Annotated in this window: 15 protein-coding genes; 5 read left to right on the top strand and 10 right to left on the bottom strand. The window is 70.1% G+C overall.

Annotated elements, in window-relative coordinates; all coding sequences use genetic code 11:
• Positions 1-4 precede the first annotated feature (4 nt).
• The 3 genes from ACZ7M3_RS30480 to ACZ7M3_RS30490 all read left to right on the top strand — a co-directional run bounded on the left by ACZ7M3_RS30480 (position 5) and on the right by ACZ7M3_RS30490 (position 1,665).
• On the top strand, positions 5-418 hold the full coding sequence (locus ACZ7M3_RS30480) for a roadblock/LC7 domain-containing protein (RefSeq protein ID WP_030948713.1): 414 nt from the start codon (positions 5-7) through the stop codon (positions 416-418).
• 94 nt (positions 419-512) lie between these two features.
• Positions 513-1,103 carry a DUF742 domain-containing protein gene (locus tag ACZ7M3_RS30485; protein WP_067370988.1) on the top strand — a complete coding sequence of 197 codons (591 nt, stop codon included), beginning with the start codon at positions 513-515 and terminating at the stop codon, positions 1,101-1,103.
• Positions 1,084-1,665, top strand: coding sequence for a GTP-binding protein (locus ACZ7M3_RS30490; RefSeq protein WP_026248371.1), 582 nt, complete (start codon positions 1,084-1,086; stop codon positions 1,663-1,665). The genes ACZ7M3_RS30485 and ACZ7M3_RS30490 overlap by 20 nt, the downstream gene beginning before the upstream one ends.
• Positions 1,666-1,839: 174 nt before the next feature.
• On the opposite strand, the gene ACZ7M3_RS30495 is transcribed toward ACZ7M3_RS30490, so the two are convergent.
• Both ACZ7M3_RS30495 and ACZ7M3_RS30500 read right to left on the bottom strand, forming a co-directional pair.
• Entirely contained in the window at positions 1,840-2,034 is a 195-nt protein-coding gene (locus ACZ7M3_RS30495) for an acyl-CoA carboxylase subunit epsilon (RefSeq protein WP_067370986.1), read from the bottom strand.
• Between the two features lie 57 nt (positions 2,035-2,091).
• Positions 2,092-3,681, bottom strand: a complete 1,590-nt coding sequence (locus tag ACZ7M3_RS30500) for an acyl-CoA carboxylase subunit beta (RefSeq protein ID WP_099920491.1) — start codon at positions 3,679-3,681, stop codon at positions 2,092-2,094.
• A gap of 495 nt (positions 3,682-4,176) precedes the next feature.
• On the opposite strand from ACZ7M3_RS30500, the gene ACZ7M3_RS30505 reads away from it, so the two are divergent.
• Positions 4,177-4,779, top strand: coding sequence for a YceI family protein (locus ACZ7M3_RS30505; protein WP_472067229.1), 603 nt, complete (start codon positions 4,177-4,179; stop codon positions 4,777-4,779).
• 101 nt (positions 4,780-4,880) lie between these two features.
• Here ACZ7M3_RS30505 and ACZ7M3_RS30510 read toward each other — a convergent pair whose 3' ends face one another.
• From ACZ7M3_RS30510 to ACZ7M3_RS30525, 4 genes are all read right to left on the bottom strand, one after another.
• Positions 4,881-5,576 (bottom strand): response regulator transcription factor, encoded by a 696-nt coding sequence (locus ACZ7M3_RS30510; protein ID WP_351304217.1) that lies wholly within the window; start codon positions 5,574-5,576, stop codon positions 4,881-4,883.
• The gene (locus ACZ7M3_RS30515; protein WP_472067231.1) at positions 5,573-6,967 is read right to left on the bottom strand and encodes a sensor histidine kinase; all 1,395 of its coding nucleotides are present in this window, start codon (positions 6,965-6,967) and stop codon (positions 5,573-5,575) included. Before ACZ7M3_RS30515 ends, ACZ7M3_RS30510 begins: the two co-directional genes overlap by 4 nt.
• A 97-nt stretch (positions 6,968-7,064) precedes the next feature.
• Positions 7,065-7,913: an ABC transporter permease gene (locus ACZ7M3_RS30520; RefSeq protein ID WP_351304210.1), complete on the bottom strand. Its 849-nt coding sequence runs from the start codon at positions 7,911-7,913 to the stop codon at positions 7,065-7,067.
• Positions 7,910-8,839, bottom strand: a complete 930-nt coding sequence (locus ACZ7M3_RS30525) for an ABC transporter ATP-binding protein (RefSeq protein ID WP_472067233.1) — start codon at positions 8,837-8,839, stop codon at positions 7,910-7,912. The genes ACZ7M3_RS30520 and ACZ7M3_RS30525 overlap by 4 nt, the downstream gene beginning before the upstream one ends.
• 214 nt (positions 8,840-9,053) lie before the next feature.
• Between ACZ7M3_RS30525 and ACZ7M3_RS30530 the strand changes: the two genes are divergently transcribed.
• Positions 9,054-9,710, top strand: a complete 657-nt coding sequence (locus tag ACZ7M3_RS30530; protein ID WP_472067235.1) for a class I SAM-dependent methyltransferase — start codon at positions 9,054-9,056, stop codon at positions 9,708-9,710.
• Positions 9,711-9,807: 97 nt separating this feature from the next.
• Here ACZ7M3_RS30530 and ACZ7M3_RS30535 read toward each other — a convergent pair whose 3' ends face one another.
• From ACZ7M3_RS30535 to ACZ7M3_RS30550, 4 genes are read right to left on the bottom strand one after another with little or no spacing between them, the layout of a single operon-like run.
• The gene (locus tag ACZ7M3_RS30535; RefSeq protein WP_472067237.1) at positions 9,808-10,170 is read right to left on the bottom strand and encodes a DUF4180 domain-containing protein; all 363 of its coding nucleotides are present in this window, start codon (positions 10,168-10,170) and stop codon (positions 9,808-9,810) included.
• A gap of 50 nt (positions 10,171-10,220) precedes the next feature.
• Positions 10,221-11,105, bottom strand: a complete 885-nt coding sequence (locus tag ACZ7M3_RS30540; RefSeq protein ID WP_472067239.1) for an ABC transporter permease — start codon at positions 11,103-11,105, stop codon at positions 10,221-10,223.
• On the bottom strand, positions 11,102-12,652 hold the full coding sequence (locus tag ACZ7M3_RS30545) for a DUF1349 domain-containing protein (protein WP_472067241.1): 1,551 nt from the start codon (positions 12,650-12,652) through the stop codon (positions 11,102-11,104). Before ACZ7M3_RS30545 ends, ACZ7M3_RS30540 begins: the two co-directional genes overlap by 4 nt.
• Positions 12,649-13,593, bottom strand: a complete 945-nt coding sequence (locus ACZ7M3_RS30550; RefSeq protein WP_452963038.1) for an ABC transporter ATP-binding protein — start codon at positions 13,591-13,593, stop codon at positions 12,649-12,651. The genes ACZ7M3_RS30545 and ACZ7M3_RS30550 overlap by 4 nt, the downstream gene beginning before the upstream one ends.
• Between the last annotated feature and the right edge of the window lie 62 nt (positions 13,594-13,655).

Raw genomic sequence — 13,655 nt, forward strand, 5'->3', positions numbered from 1 at the left:
CCCGATGAGCCAGGCGGCGCAGAACCTCAACTGGTTGATCACCAACTTCGTGGACAACACCCCCGGGGTGTCCCACACGGTGGTGGTCTCCGCCGACGGACTCCTTCTGGCGATGTCCGAAGGCTTTCCCCGTGACCGCGCCGACCAGCTCGCGGCCGTCGCGTCCGGGCTGACCTCGTTGACCGCGGGCGCGTCCCGCATCTTCGAGGGCGGCAGCGTGAACCAGACAGTTGTGGAGATGGAGCGAGGATTCCTCTTCCTCATGTCCATTTCCGATGGCTCCTCGCTCGCGGTCCTTGCACATCCCGAAGCGGACATCGGTCTCATCGGGTACGAGATGGCCCTTCTGGTGGACCGTGCCGGTACGGTTCTGACCCCGGATCTTCGAGCGGAGCTCCAAGGGAGCCTTCTCAACTAACAGACAGACCGTGCGTTTTGGCGTCCCGGGGCCGTAAGGTTTCGGGACGCGGACCCACAGTGATGGGTGCCCGGCACAGTCGGAGGAGGAGAAAGTGGCAACACCCCCAGGCGGTTCGTCTTCGGGCAACTGGTCGTACGGCCCCGGCCAGGGGCAGGGCCAGGGTGACGGTTCTCAGAACCCGAACCGATTCAACTTCCCCTCCGCGCCGAGCCACCGGCGCCAGCAGCCGTACGCACCGCAGGGCCCCGGCCCGTCGCCGTACGACCAGCCGCCGGCGCCGCGCATCCAGCCTGTGCAGCCGCAGCGACGCACCCCCGAGGCGGCGCCCGCGGGATCGTCGAACAACCCTCTGGTGCGCCCGTACGCGATGACGGGCGGCCGCACCAGGCCCCGCTACCAGCTCGCCATCGAGGCACTGGTGCACACCACCGCACAACCGCACCAGATGCAGGGCCAGTTGCCCGAACATCAGCGGATCTGCAACCTCTGCCGGGAGATCAAGTCGGTGGCCGAAATCTCGGCGCTGCTGACGATCCCTCTCGGCGTGGCCAGGATTCTCGTCGCCGACTTGGCGGAGGCGGGCCTGGTCGCCATTCATCAGCCCGGCGGCGACGAGAGCGCCGGCGGCCAGCCAGCCGTGACATTGCTCGAAAGGGTGCTCAGTGGACTTCGCAAGCTCTAGCGGAGGGCCTTCCCGCTCCACCACGTCCGCGAAGATCGTGGTGGCGGGCGGCTTCGGCGTGGGCAAGACCACGTTCGTCGGGGCCGTCTCGGAGATCAACCCGCTGCGTACCGAGGCCGTCATGACGTCCGCGTCCGCGGGCATCGACGACCTCACGCACACCGGAGACAAGACGACGACGACCGTCGCCATGGACTTCGGCCGCATCACCCTGGACCAGGACCTGATCCTGTACCTGTTCGGCACCCCCGGTCAGGACCGCTTCTGGTTCATGTGGGACGACCTGGTCCGCGGCGCCATCGGCGCGATCGTCCTGGTCGACACCCGCCGTCTCGCCGACTGCTTCCCCGCGGTCGACTACTTCGAGAACAGCGGCCTGCCGTTCGTCATCGCCCTCAACGGCTTCGACGGCAACCAGCCCTACAACCCGGACGAGGTCCGTGAAGCCCTTCAGATCGGCCCGGACACGCCGATCATCACGACGGACGCCCGGCACCGCGCCGACGCGAAGTCGGCGCTGATCACGCTGGTCGAGCACGCCCTGATGGCACGTCTGCGGTAGCGCTTCCGCGCGGCGAAGCAACAAGTAGGGGCCCTCTCCACTCGCTGGAGAGGGCCCCTACTTGTGCCCTGGGAACTTCTGCCCTGGGGCTAAAGGCAGCCCCGGGACAAGGACCAAAGGGAAGGGCCCGCTCTTCACAGAGCGGGCCCTTCCCTTTTGCTGAGGCGCCGGAGGCTAGCCGTGCCAGCTGTGCGGGGCGCGGAAGCCGGGCTCGCGCTCCAGGCGGCGCCAGCCGGCCTTCGCACGGCCACGGTGGGTGGGGGTGGTGTCCGGCTGGGCGGCGGCGCGGGCCAGGAGGATGGCCGTGATGGCGGCGACTTCCTCGGGCTCGGCGTGGCCCTTCTCGACGCGGATGTCAGGGGTGTCCATAGGATTCAGTCTCCGTGAGAGAGGTTTCCGCGGCGGAACCGCGGAGGATCCGCAGGGTTACTGCGGGGGGTTGCCGTGCTTGCGGGAGGGCAGGTCCGCGTGCTTGGACTGCAGCATGGCCAGGGAGCGGATCAGCACCTCGCGGGTCTCCGCCGGGTCGATGACGTCGTCGACCAGGCCCCGCTCGGCCGCGTAGTAGGGGTGCATGAGTTCGGCCTTGTACTCCTTGACCATGCGTACGCGCATGGCCTCGGGGTCGGCGGCCTCGGCGATCTGCCGGCGGAAGATGACGTTGGCCGCACCTTCCGCACCCATCACGGCGATCTCGTTGGTGGGCCAGGCGTACGTGAGGTCGGCCCCGATGGACTGGCTGTCCATGACGATGTAGGCGCCGCCGTACGCCTTGCGCAGGATGAGCGAGATCCGCGGCACCGTCGCGTTGCAGTACGCGTACAACAGCTTGGCGCCGTGCCGGATGATCCCGCCGTGCTCCTGGTCGACCCCGGGCAGGAATCCGGGAACGTCCAGGAGGGTGACGATCGGAATATTAAAAGCGTCACACATCTGGACAAAGCGCGCAGCTTTTTCGGATGCCTCGATGTCCAGCACGCCCGCGAGGGACTGCGGCTGGTTGGCGACGATGCCCACCACCTGGCCGTCCAGGCGGGCCAGCGCGCAGATGATGTTGCGGGCCCAGCGCTCGTGGACCTCCAGGTAGTCGCCGTCGTCGACGAGTTCCTCGATGACCTTCGTCATGTCGTACGGCCGGTTGCCGTCCGCCGGGACCAGGTCCAGGAGGACGTCCGAGCGGCGGTCCGCGGGGTCCTGCGAGGTCGCGTGCGGCGGGTTCTCGCGGTTGTTCTGCGGAAGCATCGACAGGAGGTAGCGCACCTCCGCGATGCAGGTCTCCTCGTCGTCGTACGCGAAGTGACAGACTCCGGAGGTCTCCGCGTGGACGTCGGCGCCGCCGAGCCCGTTCTGGGTGATCTCCTCGCCGGTGACCGCCTTGACGACGTCGGGGCCGGTGATGAACATCTGCGAGGTCTCACGGACCATGAACACGAAGTCCGTCAGCGCGGGGCTGTAGGCGGCGCCGCCCGCGCACGGGCCGAGCATCACCGAGATCTGCGGGATGACACCGGACGCCTTCGTGTTGCGCTGGAAGATGCCGCCGTAGCCGGCGAGCGCGGAGACGCCCTCCTGGATGCGGGCGCCCGCACCGTCGTTGAGGGAGACCAGCGGCGCGCCGGCCGCGATGGCCATGTCCATGATCTTGTGGATCTTCGTGGCGTGCGCCTCGCCCAGCGCGCCGCCGAAGATACGGAAGTCGTGCGCGTAGACGAAGACCGTACGGCCCTCCACCGTGCCCCAGCCGGTGACGACACCGTCGGTGTACGGCTTCTTGGCCTCCAGGCCGAACCCGGTCGCCCGGTGCCGGCGCAGCTGCTCGACCTCCTGGAAGGACCCGGGGTCGAGAAGCAGCTCGATGCGCTCCCGGGCGGTCAGCTTGCCCTTGGCGTGCTGCGCCTCGGTCGCCTTCTCGCTGGGTCCTCGCAGCGCCGCCGCACGAATCGCGTGCAGTTCGGCCACGCGCCCGCGTGCGTCCGTGGGTTCGCCTGAGGGTGCGGCCTCATCCAAAACGGTCATGTAGCGACCATACGAAGTCGAACAAGAAAAGCGGGCCGTCGACTCCGTACAGTCTCCGGCCCGTTTTCCTGGTACCCCTGAACAGAACCGCGACGGGATGCAGGCGATCTGACTGCTCAGAGGGCATCTGGCTTGTAGAGGTCACACAAAGTCGCGGGCTGAGAGTCCGCTCACATTCCTGAGGGGCCCATGCCATCCCTAGAGTGACACGGGGCCTTGGACGGGACCCGTTCGGCGTACACCGCACCGTCGGCCCGACCCCCGTCCAGGTGGAGCGAGGATACGCGGGCTGCCGCGGGCGAGCGGAGAGTAACCGCCGGGAAGCGGGTCGCCGAAGCGCGACGTAACGTCGTAAACACATGGCGGATGATGTTGAAACTTGAACGGAATAGGTCTACTGTCTCCCTTGTTGGCCTCGTTGAATCTTCAACAACCTCTCTGCCGCGGCTTTCGGCTTCCCGACGAAACCGCGACCCGTCCCCCTAGGAGCACGTCATGGGCATCTTCGGCCGCAAGACCACCGACACCCCCGCCGCCCCCGCCGCTGTGAGCCCCGAACTCGCCGCGCTCACCGGCGAATACACGATCGACCCGTCCCACTCGGAGATCGGTTTCGTCGCCCGTCACGCCATGGTGACGAACGTCAAGGGCTACTTCAAGGACTTCGACGGCACCCTGCACCTGGACGGCACGGACCCGTCCAAGTCCACCGCCACGATCGACGTCAAGATGGAAAGCATCGAGACGGGCTCCGCGGACCGTGACGGCCACCTGAAGAGCTCCGACTTCTTCAAGATCGACGAGTTCCCGACCATGACCTTCCGCTCCACCAAGGCGGAGGCCCTCGGCGGCGACGACTACCGGATCACCGGCGACCTGTCGATCCTCGGCGTCACCAAGCCGCTCTCCATCGACCTGGAGTTCAACGGCTCCGCGAAGGACCCCTTCGGCAACGAGCGCGTCGGCTTCGAGGGCAAGGCGGAGATCCTGCGCTCCGAGTGGGGCCTCACCTGGAACGCGGCCCTGGAGACCGGTGGCGTCCTCGTCTCCGACAAGATCAAGCTGACCTTCGACATCTCGGCGATCAAGAGCGCCTGAGCCCTCGACTCACGCCGGTGCCCTGAGCGCGCCCGCCCTCTGACTCCCCCAGCGGGAGGGCGGGCGCTCGGCATGCCCGCGCCCGCCGCCCCGCCGCCTGGCTAGTCGGGTGGGTTCGGGTGGGCGAGGCCGAGGTCGTAGGCGAGGATGACCGCCTGGACGCGGTCGCGGGCTCCCACCTTCGCCAGGACCCGGCCGACATGGGTCTTCACGGTGGATTCCGCGACGACCAGGCGCTCGGCGATCTCGCTGTTGCTCCAGCCCTGGCCGATGGCGACGAAGATCTCGTACTCCCGTTCGGTGAGAGCGCGCACCCGGGGGTCGTCCGCCGTCCTTGGACCCGACGCACCCGGCCGACCGGACGAATCCCGGGGCAGGTGCTTGGCGTAGGCGTCCAGGAGGCGGCGGGTCAGTGCGGGGGCGATCACCGCGTCGCCCGCCGCGACCGCGCGGATACCGGCCAGCAGTTCCTCGGGGTGGGCGTCCTTGAGAAGGAATCCGCTGGCTCCCGCGCGCAGCGCCGCGTGGGCGTATTCGTCCAGATCGAACGTGGTCAGGATGAGGACGCGGGAGCGGTCACCGGAGGCGACCACGCGACGGGTGGCCTCGATGCCGTCCATGCCGGGCATCCGTACGTCCATGAGGATCACGTCCGGGCGCAGTTCGGCGGCCCTGCGGACGGCGTCGGCGCCGTGGGCCGCCTCGCCGACGACTTCGGTGTCGGGGGTGCTCTCCAGGAGCATCCGGAAGCCGAGGCGTTGCAGTGGCTGGTCGTCCACGATGAGCACGGTGGTCACACCGCACCGCCTGCGGTGGCCGGCGGGGTGACATCGGTCTCGGCCGGGATGTCGACCAAGGTCTCGGCCGGGGTCTCGGCCAGGGGGGTGAGGTCGAGGGTGGCCCGCACCGTCCATCCTCCGCCGGGGGCGGGTCCCGCGCTGACGGTCCCGCCGTAGAGGGCTGCGCGTTCTCTCATGCCGGCGAGTCCGTGTCCTTCCTCCTGGGGCGGCCCCGGACGGACCGTACCGCCACCCCGGCCGGTGTCGTGGACGTCGATGTGCAGCCGCGTGTCCTTGACACCGACCGCGAGCTCGACGCGGGTGTCGTGACCCGCGTGCTTGAGGGCGTTGGTGAGTGCTTCCTGCACGATGCGGTACACCGTCAGCTGGACCCCGCGGTCCAGGGTGTCCAGCTCGCCGCCCGTACGGTAGACGACCTGGGGACCGGCGGCGCGGATCCGGGCGCACAGGGCGTCGATGTCCGCGATGCCCGGCTGGGGGCTGAGCTGGGGCGCGGCGGGGGTCTGGGTCTGCTCGCGCAGCACGCCGAGCATGCGGCGCAGTTCGCCCAGCGCCTGACGCCCGGTGTCACCGATGAGCAGCAGGGCCTGCTTGCCGCGTTCCGGTGCGATGTCGGTCGCGTACGCGCCACCGTCGGCGAGCGTGATGATGACGGAGAGGTTGTGGCCGACGATGTCGTGCATCTCGCGGGCCACCCGGGTGCGTTCGGCGGCGGCGGCGAGCTTGCTGCGCTGGTCGCGTTCGATCTCCAGGCGGGTCGCACGATCGCGCAGGACGGCGAGCTGGGCGCGCCGGATCCGTACGGCCAGACCGAGTGCGACCGCCGCGGTGATCGTGCTGAACAGGACGAACAGCGCGTCCAGGACGGACACCGCGGACGGCAGCCGCAGGGCGACCAGGCCGAGGGCGGCCGCGGTGACCGCGCAGGCGACGGGCAGCCGCCGGAGCTGTCCGTGCAGCACCAGGCTGTAGAGGGCGATCAGCAGGGCGACGTCGGCGCGCAGCCAGACTCCCAGCGCCACCTGGAGCAAGAGCACCGCGGCGATCACGGCGAAGGCGAGTGACGGCCTTCGCCGCCGCCACAACAGCGGCAGGAGCAGTCCGGCCTGCAGGGCGACGGTCACCGGCCAGGGCAGGTGGGTGACCTGGGTGTCGAAGGCGTGTCGTCGGCCGTCGTCGTCGTGCACCAGGTCCGGCACGCAGAACATCAGCGCCACGACCACGATCACACCCGTGTCCAGGACCCACGGATGGTTCCGGTCGCCCTGCTTGAGACGTCGGCCGAGCCGGGACAGCCCACGGGCCAGGGGGTGGTTCCACGGGAGCTCCGCCTCCGCGAGGGGCAGGTCGGAGGGCGTACCTGGGTGGACGGTGTCGTCGATGCTCATGGGGGTCACTGGTCCGCGTTCATGGGTGTCACCTGTCCATTGTGTGTCCGGCCGCCTCCCCGTCCGCGTGTCTCTTGGGGTGTCTCTCCCTCAGGCGTCAGGCGTCGGTGCGCAGGAGGCGGTAGGCGGCGCCCGCCAGGGCGAGCACGGTCCAGCCGAGGAAGACCAGGAGCCCGGCCGTGGGCGCGAGGGTCGTCGAGTCGTGGGTGAGCGCGAACATCGACTCACCCGCGTTGCTGGGCAGGTACGGGCTGATGTTGTCCTGCCACGAGGTGGGCAGCAGCGAGATCAGGCCGGGGATCAGCATCAACGAGGCGACCAGGACCGATATGCCGCCGGCGACCGAGCGCAGCAGGGCGCCCAGGGCGGTGCCGATCACGCCGACCAGGCCGAGGTAGAGACCCGCGCCCAGCAGGCTGCGCACGACACCGGAGTGGGAGATCGTGAGGGCCGCCGGGGTGCCGGAGACGATCCCGCTGGCGATCATGAACGCGACGAAGACGCCGATGGTGGAGACGACGAGGGCGACCAGGCCGAACACCGCCGACTTGGACCACAGCACCGGCAGGCGACGCGGGACAGCGGCCAGCGTGGAGCGGATCATGCCGGTGGAGTACTCGCCGGCGGTGACCAGCACGCCCAGGACGCCGAGCGCCAGCTGGGCGAAGTTCGTGCCGAACACGGAGAGGCTGAGCGCGGTGGCCGTGGCGTCGTCCGGGCGCAGCCGCCCACCGGAGTTGATCTGGGACTTGTAGTGCGCGGCGGCGATCACGCCGAACGCGACCAGGAACAACAGGCCCAGACCGAGGGTGATCCAGGTGGAGCGCAGGGACCACAGCTTGGCCCATTCCGAGCGCAGCACGCGCCGACCGGTGACCTTGTACTCGGGACGTGCGGTCCGCGCCGGTGCGGGCGCGGAGCTGTCGGTGACGGTGATGGTGCTCATGCCGCCCTCCCGGGGGTCTCGACGGTGGCGTGGTACTCGACGGCGTCACGGGTCAGGTCCATGAAGGCCTGTTCCAGCGAGACGGTCCGGGAGCTGAGCTCGAACAGGGGGATGCCGTGCTCGGCGGCCTTGAGACCGATGGCCCGTGCGGACAGGCCCGTCACGTGCAGCTCCTCGGAGCCGACCGCGCCGGTGATCTCGACGCCGGGGCCGGCCAGCACCTCGCGCAGGCGGGCCGACTGGTCGGAGGCCACGGTCACGGTGTCGCCGCCGGCCTGCTGGACCAGTTCCTGCACGGTGGTGTCGGCGAGCAGGCGACCGCGGCCGACGACGATCAGGTGGTCGGCGACCAGCGCCATCTCGCTCATCAGGTGCGAGGAGACGAAGACCGTACGGCCGTCCGCCGCGAGTCCGGTCAGCAGGTTGCGGATCCACAGCACGCCCTCGGGGTCCAGTCCGTTGACCGGCTCGTCGAGCATGATGGTGGCCGGGTCGCCGAGGAGCGCGGCGGCGATACCCAGCCGCTGGCCCATGCCGAGGGAGAAGGCGCCCGCGCGCTTCTTGGCCACGGACTGCAGACCGGTCAGCTCGATGACCTCCGCCACCCGGCGGCGCGGAATCCCGTGGGTGTAGGCCTGCGCCATCAGGTGGTCGAACGCGGAGCGGCCGGGGTGGATCGACTTGGCCTCCAGCAGCGCCCCGACCTCCTGGAGCGGCGCGGTGTGCTCGGCGTAGTGCTTGCCGTTGACCGTCACGCTGCCGCCGGACGGCGCGTCCAGTCCGACGATCATGCGCATGGTGGTGGACTTGCCCGCGCCGTTCGGGCCCAGGAAGCCGGTGACCGTGCCGGGTCTGACGACGAAGTCGAGCCGGTCGACCGCCGTCTTCTCCCCGTACCGCTTCGTCAGCTGATGTGCCTCGATCATCGCTCTTCCCTCACGCTCGGGGGGCCTGACCCCGCCAGACTGCTCACTCGCCACGCTAGGGGCCCACGGACCGGGATCCGTGGTACCCGGGAGCTCAATGAGGTGCGGCCCGTAGTACCGAGGTACGACGGGGCCATGCGTGGGGGATGACGTCACCTCCCGCATACGCGCTGGTGGTTACGGAGGTCGAGGGCCCTCCCCTACAGTCGCCCGCGTGACTGATCTCGCCTACCTCGCCGCCGTCCGGGAGTCGTACGACAGGGTCGCCGCCGACTACGCCGAACAGGTCAAGACCCCGGCGCAGCTGGATCCACTGTCGCGCGCGATGCTCGTCGCGTTCGCCGAGACGGTGCGGACGGCCGACGTCGGCGCCCTCGCGGACCTGGGGTGCGGGCCCGGCCGGGTGACGGCTCATCTCGCCGACCTGGGGGTGTCCGTCTTCGGTATCGACCTCTCGCCCGCGATGGTCGAGCTGGCCCGTCGGGCCCACCCGGGTCTGCGTTTCACCGTCGGGTCGATGACCGAGCTGCCCCTCGATGACGACGAACTCGGCGGCATCCTCGCCTACTACTCCGTCCACCACACGCCACCGGAGTTGTTGCCCGTCGTGTTCGCCGAGTTCCGTCGCACGCTCGCGCCCGGCGGCCGTCTGATGATCGCCGGTTATGTGGGAGCCGGAGAACGTCTGCGTCCGACGCAGGCGTACGGCGGCCATCCGGTGTCCTTCGAGTCCTACCTGTTGCCGCCGGACCGGGTTGCCGAGCTGTTGGAGCAGACCGGGCTTGTCGTCACCGCGCGGCTGGTGCAGGAGCCCGGCGAGGGGGCCAAGAGGACGGTCGCCACGTTCCTCGCGCGAAAGCCGGAGCGTTAATGAGCTCGCACGCCGACAACGCCACGGCCCAAAACACGCCCAGCCTTTCAGCCAGTGCCCCCAGCCACTGACCCTTCAGCCGTCAGCCCTTCAAGCGTCATCCCTTCAGCCGTTCCCGCAGTTCCTCGACATCGGTGAGGAACCAGGTCTGCCGCCCCCGGTTGCACTCACGGACGAAGTCCCGCAGCGCCGAACTGGTCTCCGTGTGACGGGAGATGTCGCCGAGGACGACGAGTGCCATCCGGTAGTTGGCGAACTTCTGGACGATGCCACCGGCCACGCGGGTACGCAGCTGAAAGAACGCCTCGTCGAACCGCTCGACGGGAATGACCACCCACTGGGCACCCTGGTAGGAGGCGTTGCCGATGAGATCCAGGACGTCGCCCTCACCTCCGATGACTTCGCCCTCGGCGGCGCACATCATCACGGGTACGTCGTGGATCGTCTGCAGGGTGCTCATGAGCATCGAGGTTAGGCATGTAGGCGTCCTGTGGGCCACGGATTTCCCGGCTACGCGTCCCGGCATGTGAATATCGCGCCGCCCACCAGCAGCACCCCCAGCGCGTATGCCGCCAGCACCCCCAGCCCCGGCCAGGGGCCGATCGGCAGGCGGGCGAGGTCCTTCGTCGCGCGGATGGCGAGACCCGCCGGTATGGGCGCCCAGCGCTCGATGCGGTCCTTCCAGGTGGGTGAGCCCAGGAGGTCCGACAGGAGCGGGACCACGTAGAGGACTCCCAGGCCCGTGGTGATCGCCGCCGCGCTGCCCCGGAGCAGGACCGCCAGCCCCAGGCCCAGGAGGGCTATGAGGATCAGGCAGAGGGTGGAGCCGAGGGCGGCCCGGAGGGTGGGGGTGTCGGTGAGGGAGAGGAGGGGGTAGCCCGCCTCGGGGGTGAAGCCGTTGATCGGGAGGATCCAGCGGGCCGTGACGAGGGAGGCGAGGATCGCCGTGCCGGCCGCGATGCCCGTCGCCGCGGCCAGCACCGCCGCCTTCGACGCCAGGACCGTCGCCCGGCGCGGGATCGCCGTCAGCGTCGTCCGTACCGTGCCCGTGCCGTACTCCGCCCCCATCGACAGGGCGCCCAGGACGAGGACGGTCGCCTGACCGAGCCACACACCCGTCAGGGCGAGCTTCACCGTGTCCTCGTGGCAGGCCGCGGCGCTCGCGCACTCCCGGGTGCTGACCGAGGACACCGCGGCCGTGCCCACCGCGAAGGTCAGGACCACGGTCGCGGCCAGCAGCAGCCAGTTGCTGGGCAGCGTGCGGAGTTTGGTCCACTCGGCGTGGAGTGCGCGAAGTGCGGGCTGTGTGCTGCGGAGTGGAGGGCGGGCTCGGGGTGAGGGTCCTGTGGGGTGGGGTGCGGGGTGGGCGCGGAGCGCCGGCCTCGCGCGCCTCATACGTCCCTCCTGCGCAGGCGCCAGGCCGCGAGGGCGAGCGCCACGGCCGCGTACGCACACAGCACGGCGAAGCCGTTCCACGGGGCCATGGGGTAACAGCCGCTCTCCGGGAGGCAGCTGTGCTGCACCTGGGGGTAGTACGTCCTGCCCTGCTGGACCGCGAAGGCAGCCGCCGGGGTCGCGCGCAGCAGCCAGTGCGCGACTGGGAGCGGGAGGGCGAAGGCGAGGATCTGCGGCAGGATCACGAGGACCACGACGGCCGTGATCGCGCCCGCGCTGTTGCGGAGTATCGCTCCCAGGGCGAGGGCGAGGACCGCCACCAGGGACAGCAGTGCCGCGCTGCCCACCACCGCTCGCAGGGCGGGTGAGTCGAGGAGTGACAGGTCGGGGTAGGCGGGTGGCGCGAAGCCGTGGGAACGCATCGTGCTTTGGGCCAGGAGGAAGGCAATCGCCGTGGCCGGCAGGCTGACGGCGAAGGTGACGCTTCCGATCACCAGGGCCTTCGCGACGAGGACCCGCGCCCGGCGCGGGGTCGCCGTGAACGTCGTACGGATCATGCCGCGCTTGTACTCGGTCGTGATGAACAGGGCCCCCAGGGCGACCATGAAGAGGACGGCCACGAAGACGCCCTGGAAGCTCATCTGGACGTTGTCGGCGCCGGTCTCGTCGGGGGCGATGTCGCCCTGGCCGGTGAGGGTGTAGACACCGGTCGCGGAGACGGTGGTGGTGCCCGGCTCGACGCGGGCGGGGCCGGATTGCGGGGTGTCCGGGTCGTTCGGATCGGGGGCGCCCACGTCCGTGCTCGTCCAGGCGGCCGAGCCCGTCGCGGTGGCACCGCTCACGGCCAGGTGGTCGAAGATCGCCCCGGCGGTCGCGCTACCGGCCGTCTCCGACGTGCCGCCGAACGAGCGGCGCAGATTGTTGTGCAGCGGTGAGGCGACGAACAGGCCCGCCTGTGCCGTGTTCGGCAGCTCCGGCAGGGTGACCGAGCCGACCTTCGTCCAGTGGGCGCCGTCGGAGGACTCGTATCCGGTCAGGCGGGTGCCCGAGCGGGTCATGCGCAGCCAGTGCGGGGTCGTGCCGGAGGCGGCACTGCCCGCCTTGTCATGCGTGAAGTTCCACTGGAGGCGGACTCCGTGGTCGGGGGTGAGCATCAGGGCCGCGTACGGGCTGCCGGCCTTCGTGCTCGCCTTGACCAGCACGCCGGCCTTCGCCCACGGCTCCGGGTCCCGGCCGCCGCCGCCCTTCAGGTCGGACACGCGGACCGTCACGGCGCCCTCCGCCGGGAGGGCCTGGTGGACGTAGTGGAAGCTGTCGTTGACGCGGGTGCCGTCGGGCCCGACGGTGAGCGGGTGCTCGTTGGAATCGTCGACGGAGCCGCTCGCGGCGAGCTGGGAGATGGCAACCGTGACCGCGGCCGCCACGACGAGCGCCAGCACCCACACGCGTACCGTCCAGAACTTGGTCCATTCCGCGCGCAAAAGGCGCCCGAATCCCTCGCGGGCGGGCTTGAGCGGGGATCGGTAGGGAGTGAAGGTCGAGGTCATCGGGTCACCTCGCCGTCCGTCAGGTTCGGAGTCGACGTGAACTCCGCCGCGTCCCTGGTGAGCTCCATGTACGCCTCCTCCAACGAGGCCCGGTGCGCGCCGACCTCGGCGAAGGGGACGCCGGCCGCGGCGAGCAGCGCGACGATCCGCTCCGCGGGCAGACCGGTGACCGTGAGGGTGTCGGCGCTGGTGACCGCGACCGTGCCGCCCTCCCGGGTGAGCAGCTCCATCGCCTCCGTGCGGGCGCCCGTGCGCAGGGCCACGCGGTCGCCGGACGCGGCGGCGAGCAGTGTGGCGACGGAGGTGTCCGCGATGAGGCGGCCGCGGCCGACGACCAGCAGGTGGTGAGCGGTGTCCTCCAGCTCGCTCATGAGGTGGCTGGAGACCAGGACGGCGCGGCCCTCCCCGGCCAGTCGGCGCAGCAGGCCGCGGATCCACTGGATGCCCTCGGGATCAAGGCCGTTGACCGGTTCGTCGAGCAGGAGCACCGGAGGGTCTCCGAGCAACGCGGCCGCTATGCCCAGGCGTTGGCGCATACCGAGTGAGTAGCCGCCCGCGCGGCGGCGGGCGGCCTGATCCATGCCCACCTGTTCGAGCACCTCGTCGACCCGGCGCGGGGACAGCCCGTGCGAGTGCGCCAGCCAGCGCAGATGGTCGCGTCCGCGCCGGCTGGGGTGCAGGGCGGCCGCGTCGAGGAGCGCGCCGACCTCCAACAGCGGTGACCGCAGGGCGTGGTAGGGACGGCCGCCGATGAGCGCGCGCCCCTCGTCGGGAGTGTCCAGGCCGAGCACAGCCCGCATGGTGGTGGACTTGCCCGCCCCGTTCGGACCCACGAAACCGGTGACCTGTCCCGGCCGGACGGTGAAGGTGAGTCCGTCGACCGCGACGGTCCGCCCGAACCGCTTGCGCAGGTCCTGGACTTCGATCGTTGCATCGCTCATGCCAGCGAGATTAGGGACGGGCGGGCCTCGACGTCGTCCCGCCACGGAGCCGTCTTCGGCGC

The sequence above is a fragment of the Streptomyces sp. NPDC111656 genome, from assembly GCF_055656965.1.

Coding starts and splice junctions, on each gene's coding strand:
- ACZ7M3_RS30480 (WP_030948713.1), top strand. CDS start 5: ATGAGCCAGGCGGCGCAGAACCTCAACTGGTTGATCACCAACTTCGTG.
- ACZ7M3_RS30495 (WP_067370986.1), bottom strand. CDS start 2,034: ATGGACACCCCTGACATCCGCGTCGAGAAGGGCCACGCCGAGCCCGAG.
- ACZ7M3_RS30500 (WP_099920491.1), bottom strand. CDS start 3,681: ATGACCGTTTTGGATGAGGCCGCACCCTCAGGCGAACCCACGGACGCA.
- ACZ7M3_RS30505 (WP_472067229.1), top strand. CDS start 4,177: ATGGGCATCTTCGGCCGCAAGACCACCGACACCCCCGCCGCCCCCGCC.
- ACZ7M3_RS30515 (WP_472067231.1), bottom strand. CDS start 6,967: ATGAGCATCGACGACACCGTCCACCCAGGTACGCCCTCCGACCTGCCC.
- ACZ7M3_RS30520 (WP_351304210.1), bottom strand. CDS start 7,913: ATGAGCACCATCACCGTCACCGACAGCTCCGCGCCCGCACCGGCGCGG.
- ACZ7M3_RS30525 (WP_472067233.1), bottom strand. CDS start 8,839: ATGATCGAGGCACATCAGCTGACGAAGCGGTACGGGGAGAAGACGGCG.
- ACZ7M3_RS30535 (WP_472067237.1), bottom strand. CDS start 10,170: ATGAGCACCCTGCAGACGATCCACGACGTACCCGTGATGATGTGCGCC.
- ACZ7M3_RS30540 (WP_472067239.1), bottom strand. CDS start 11,105: ATGAGGCGCGCGAGGCCGGCGCTCCGCGCCCACCCCGCACCCCACCCC.
- ACZ7M3_RS30545 (WP_472067241.1), bottom strand. CDS start 12,652: ATGACCTCGACCTTCACTCCCTACCGATCCCCGCTCAAGCCCGCCCGC.
- ACZ7M3_RS30550 (WP_452963038.1), bottom strand. CDS start 13,593: ATGAGCGATGCAACGATCGAAGTCCAGGACCTGCGCAAGCGGTTCGGG.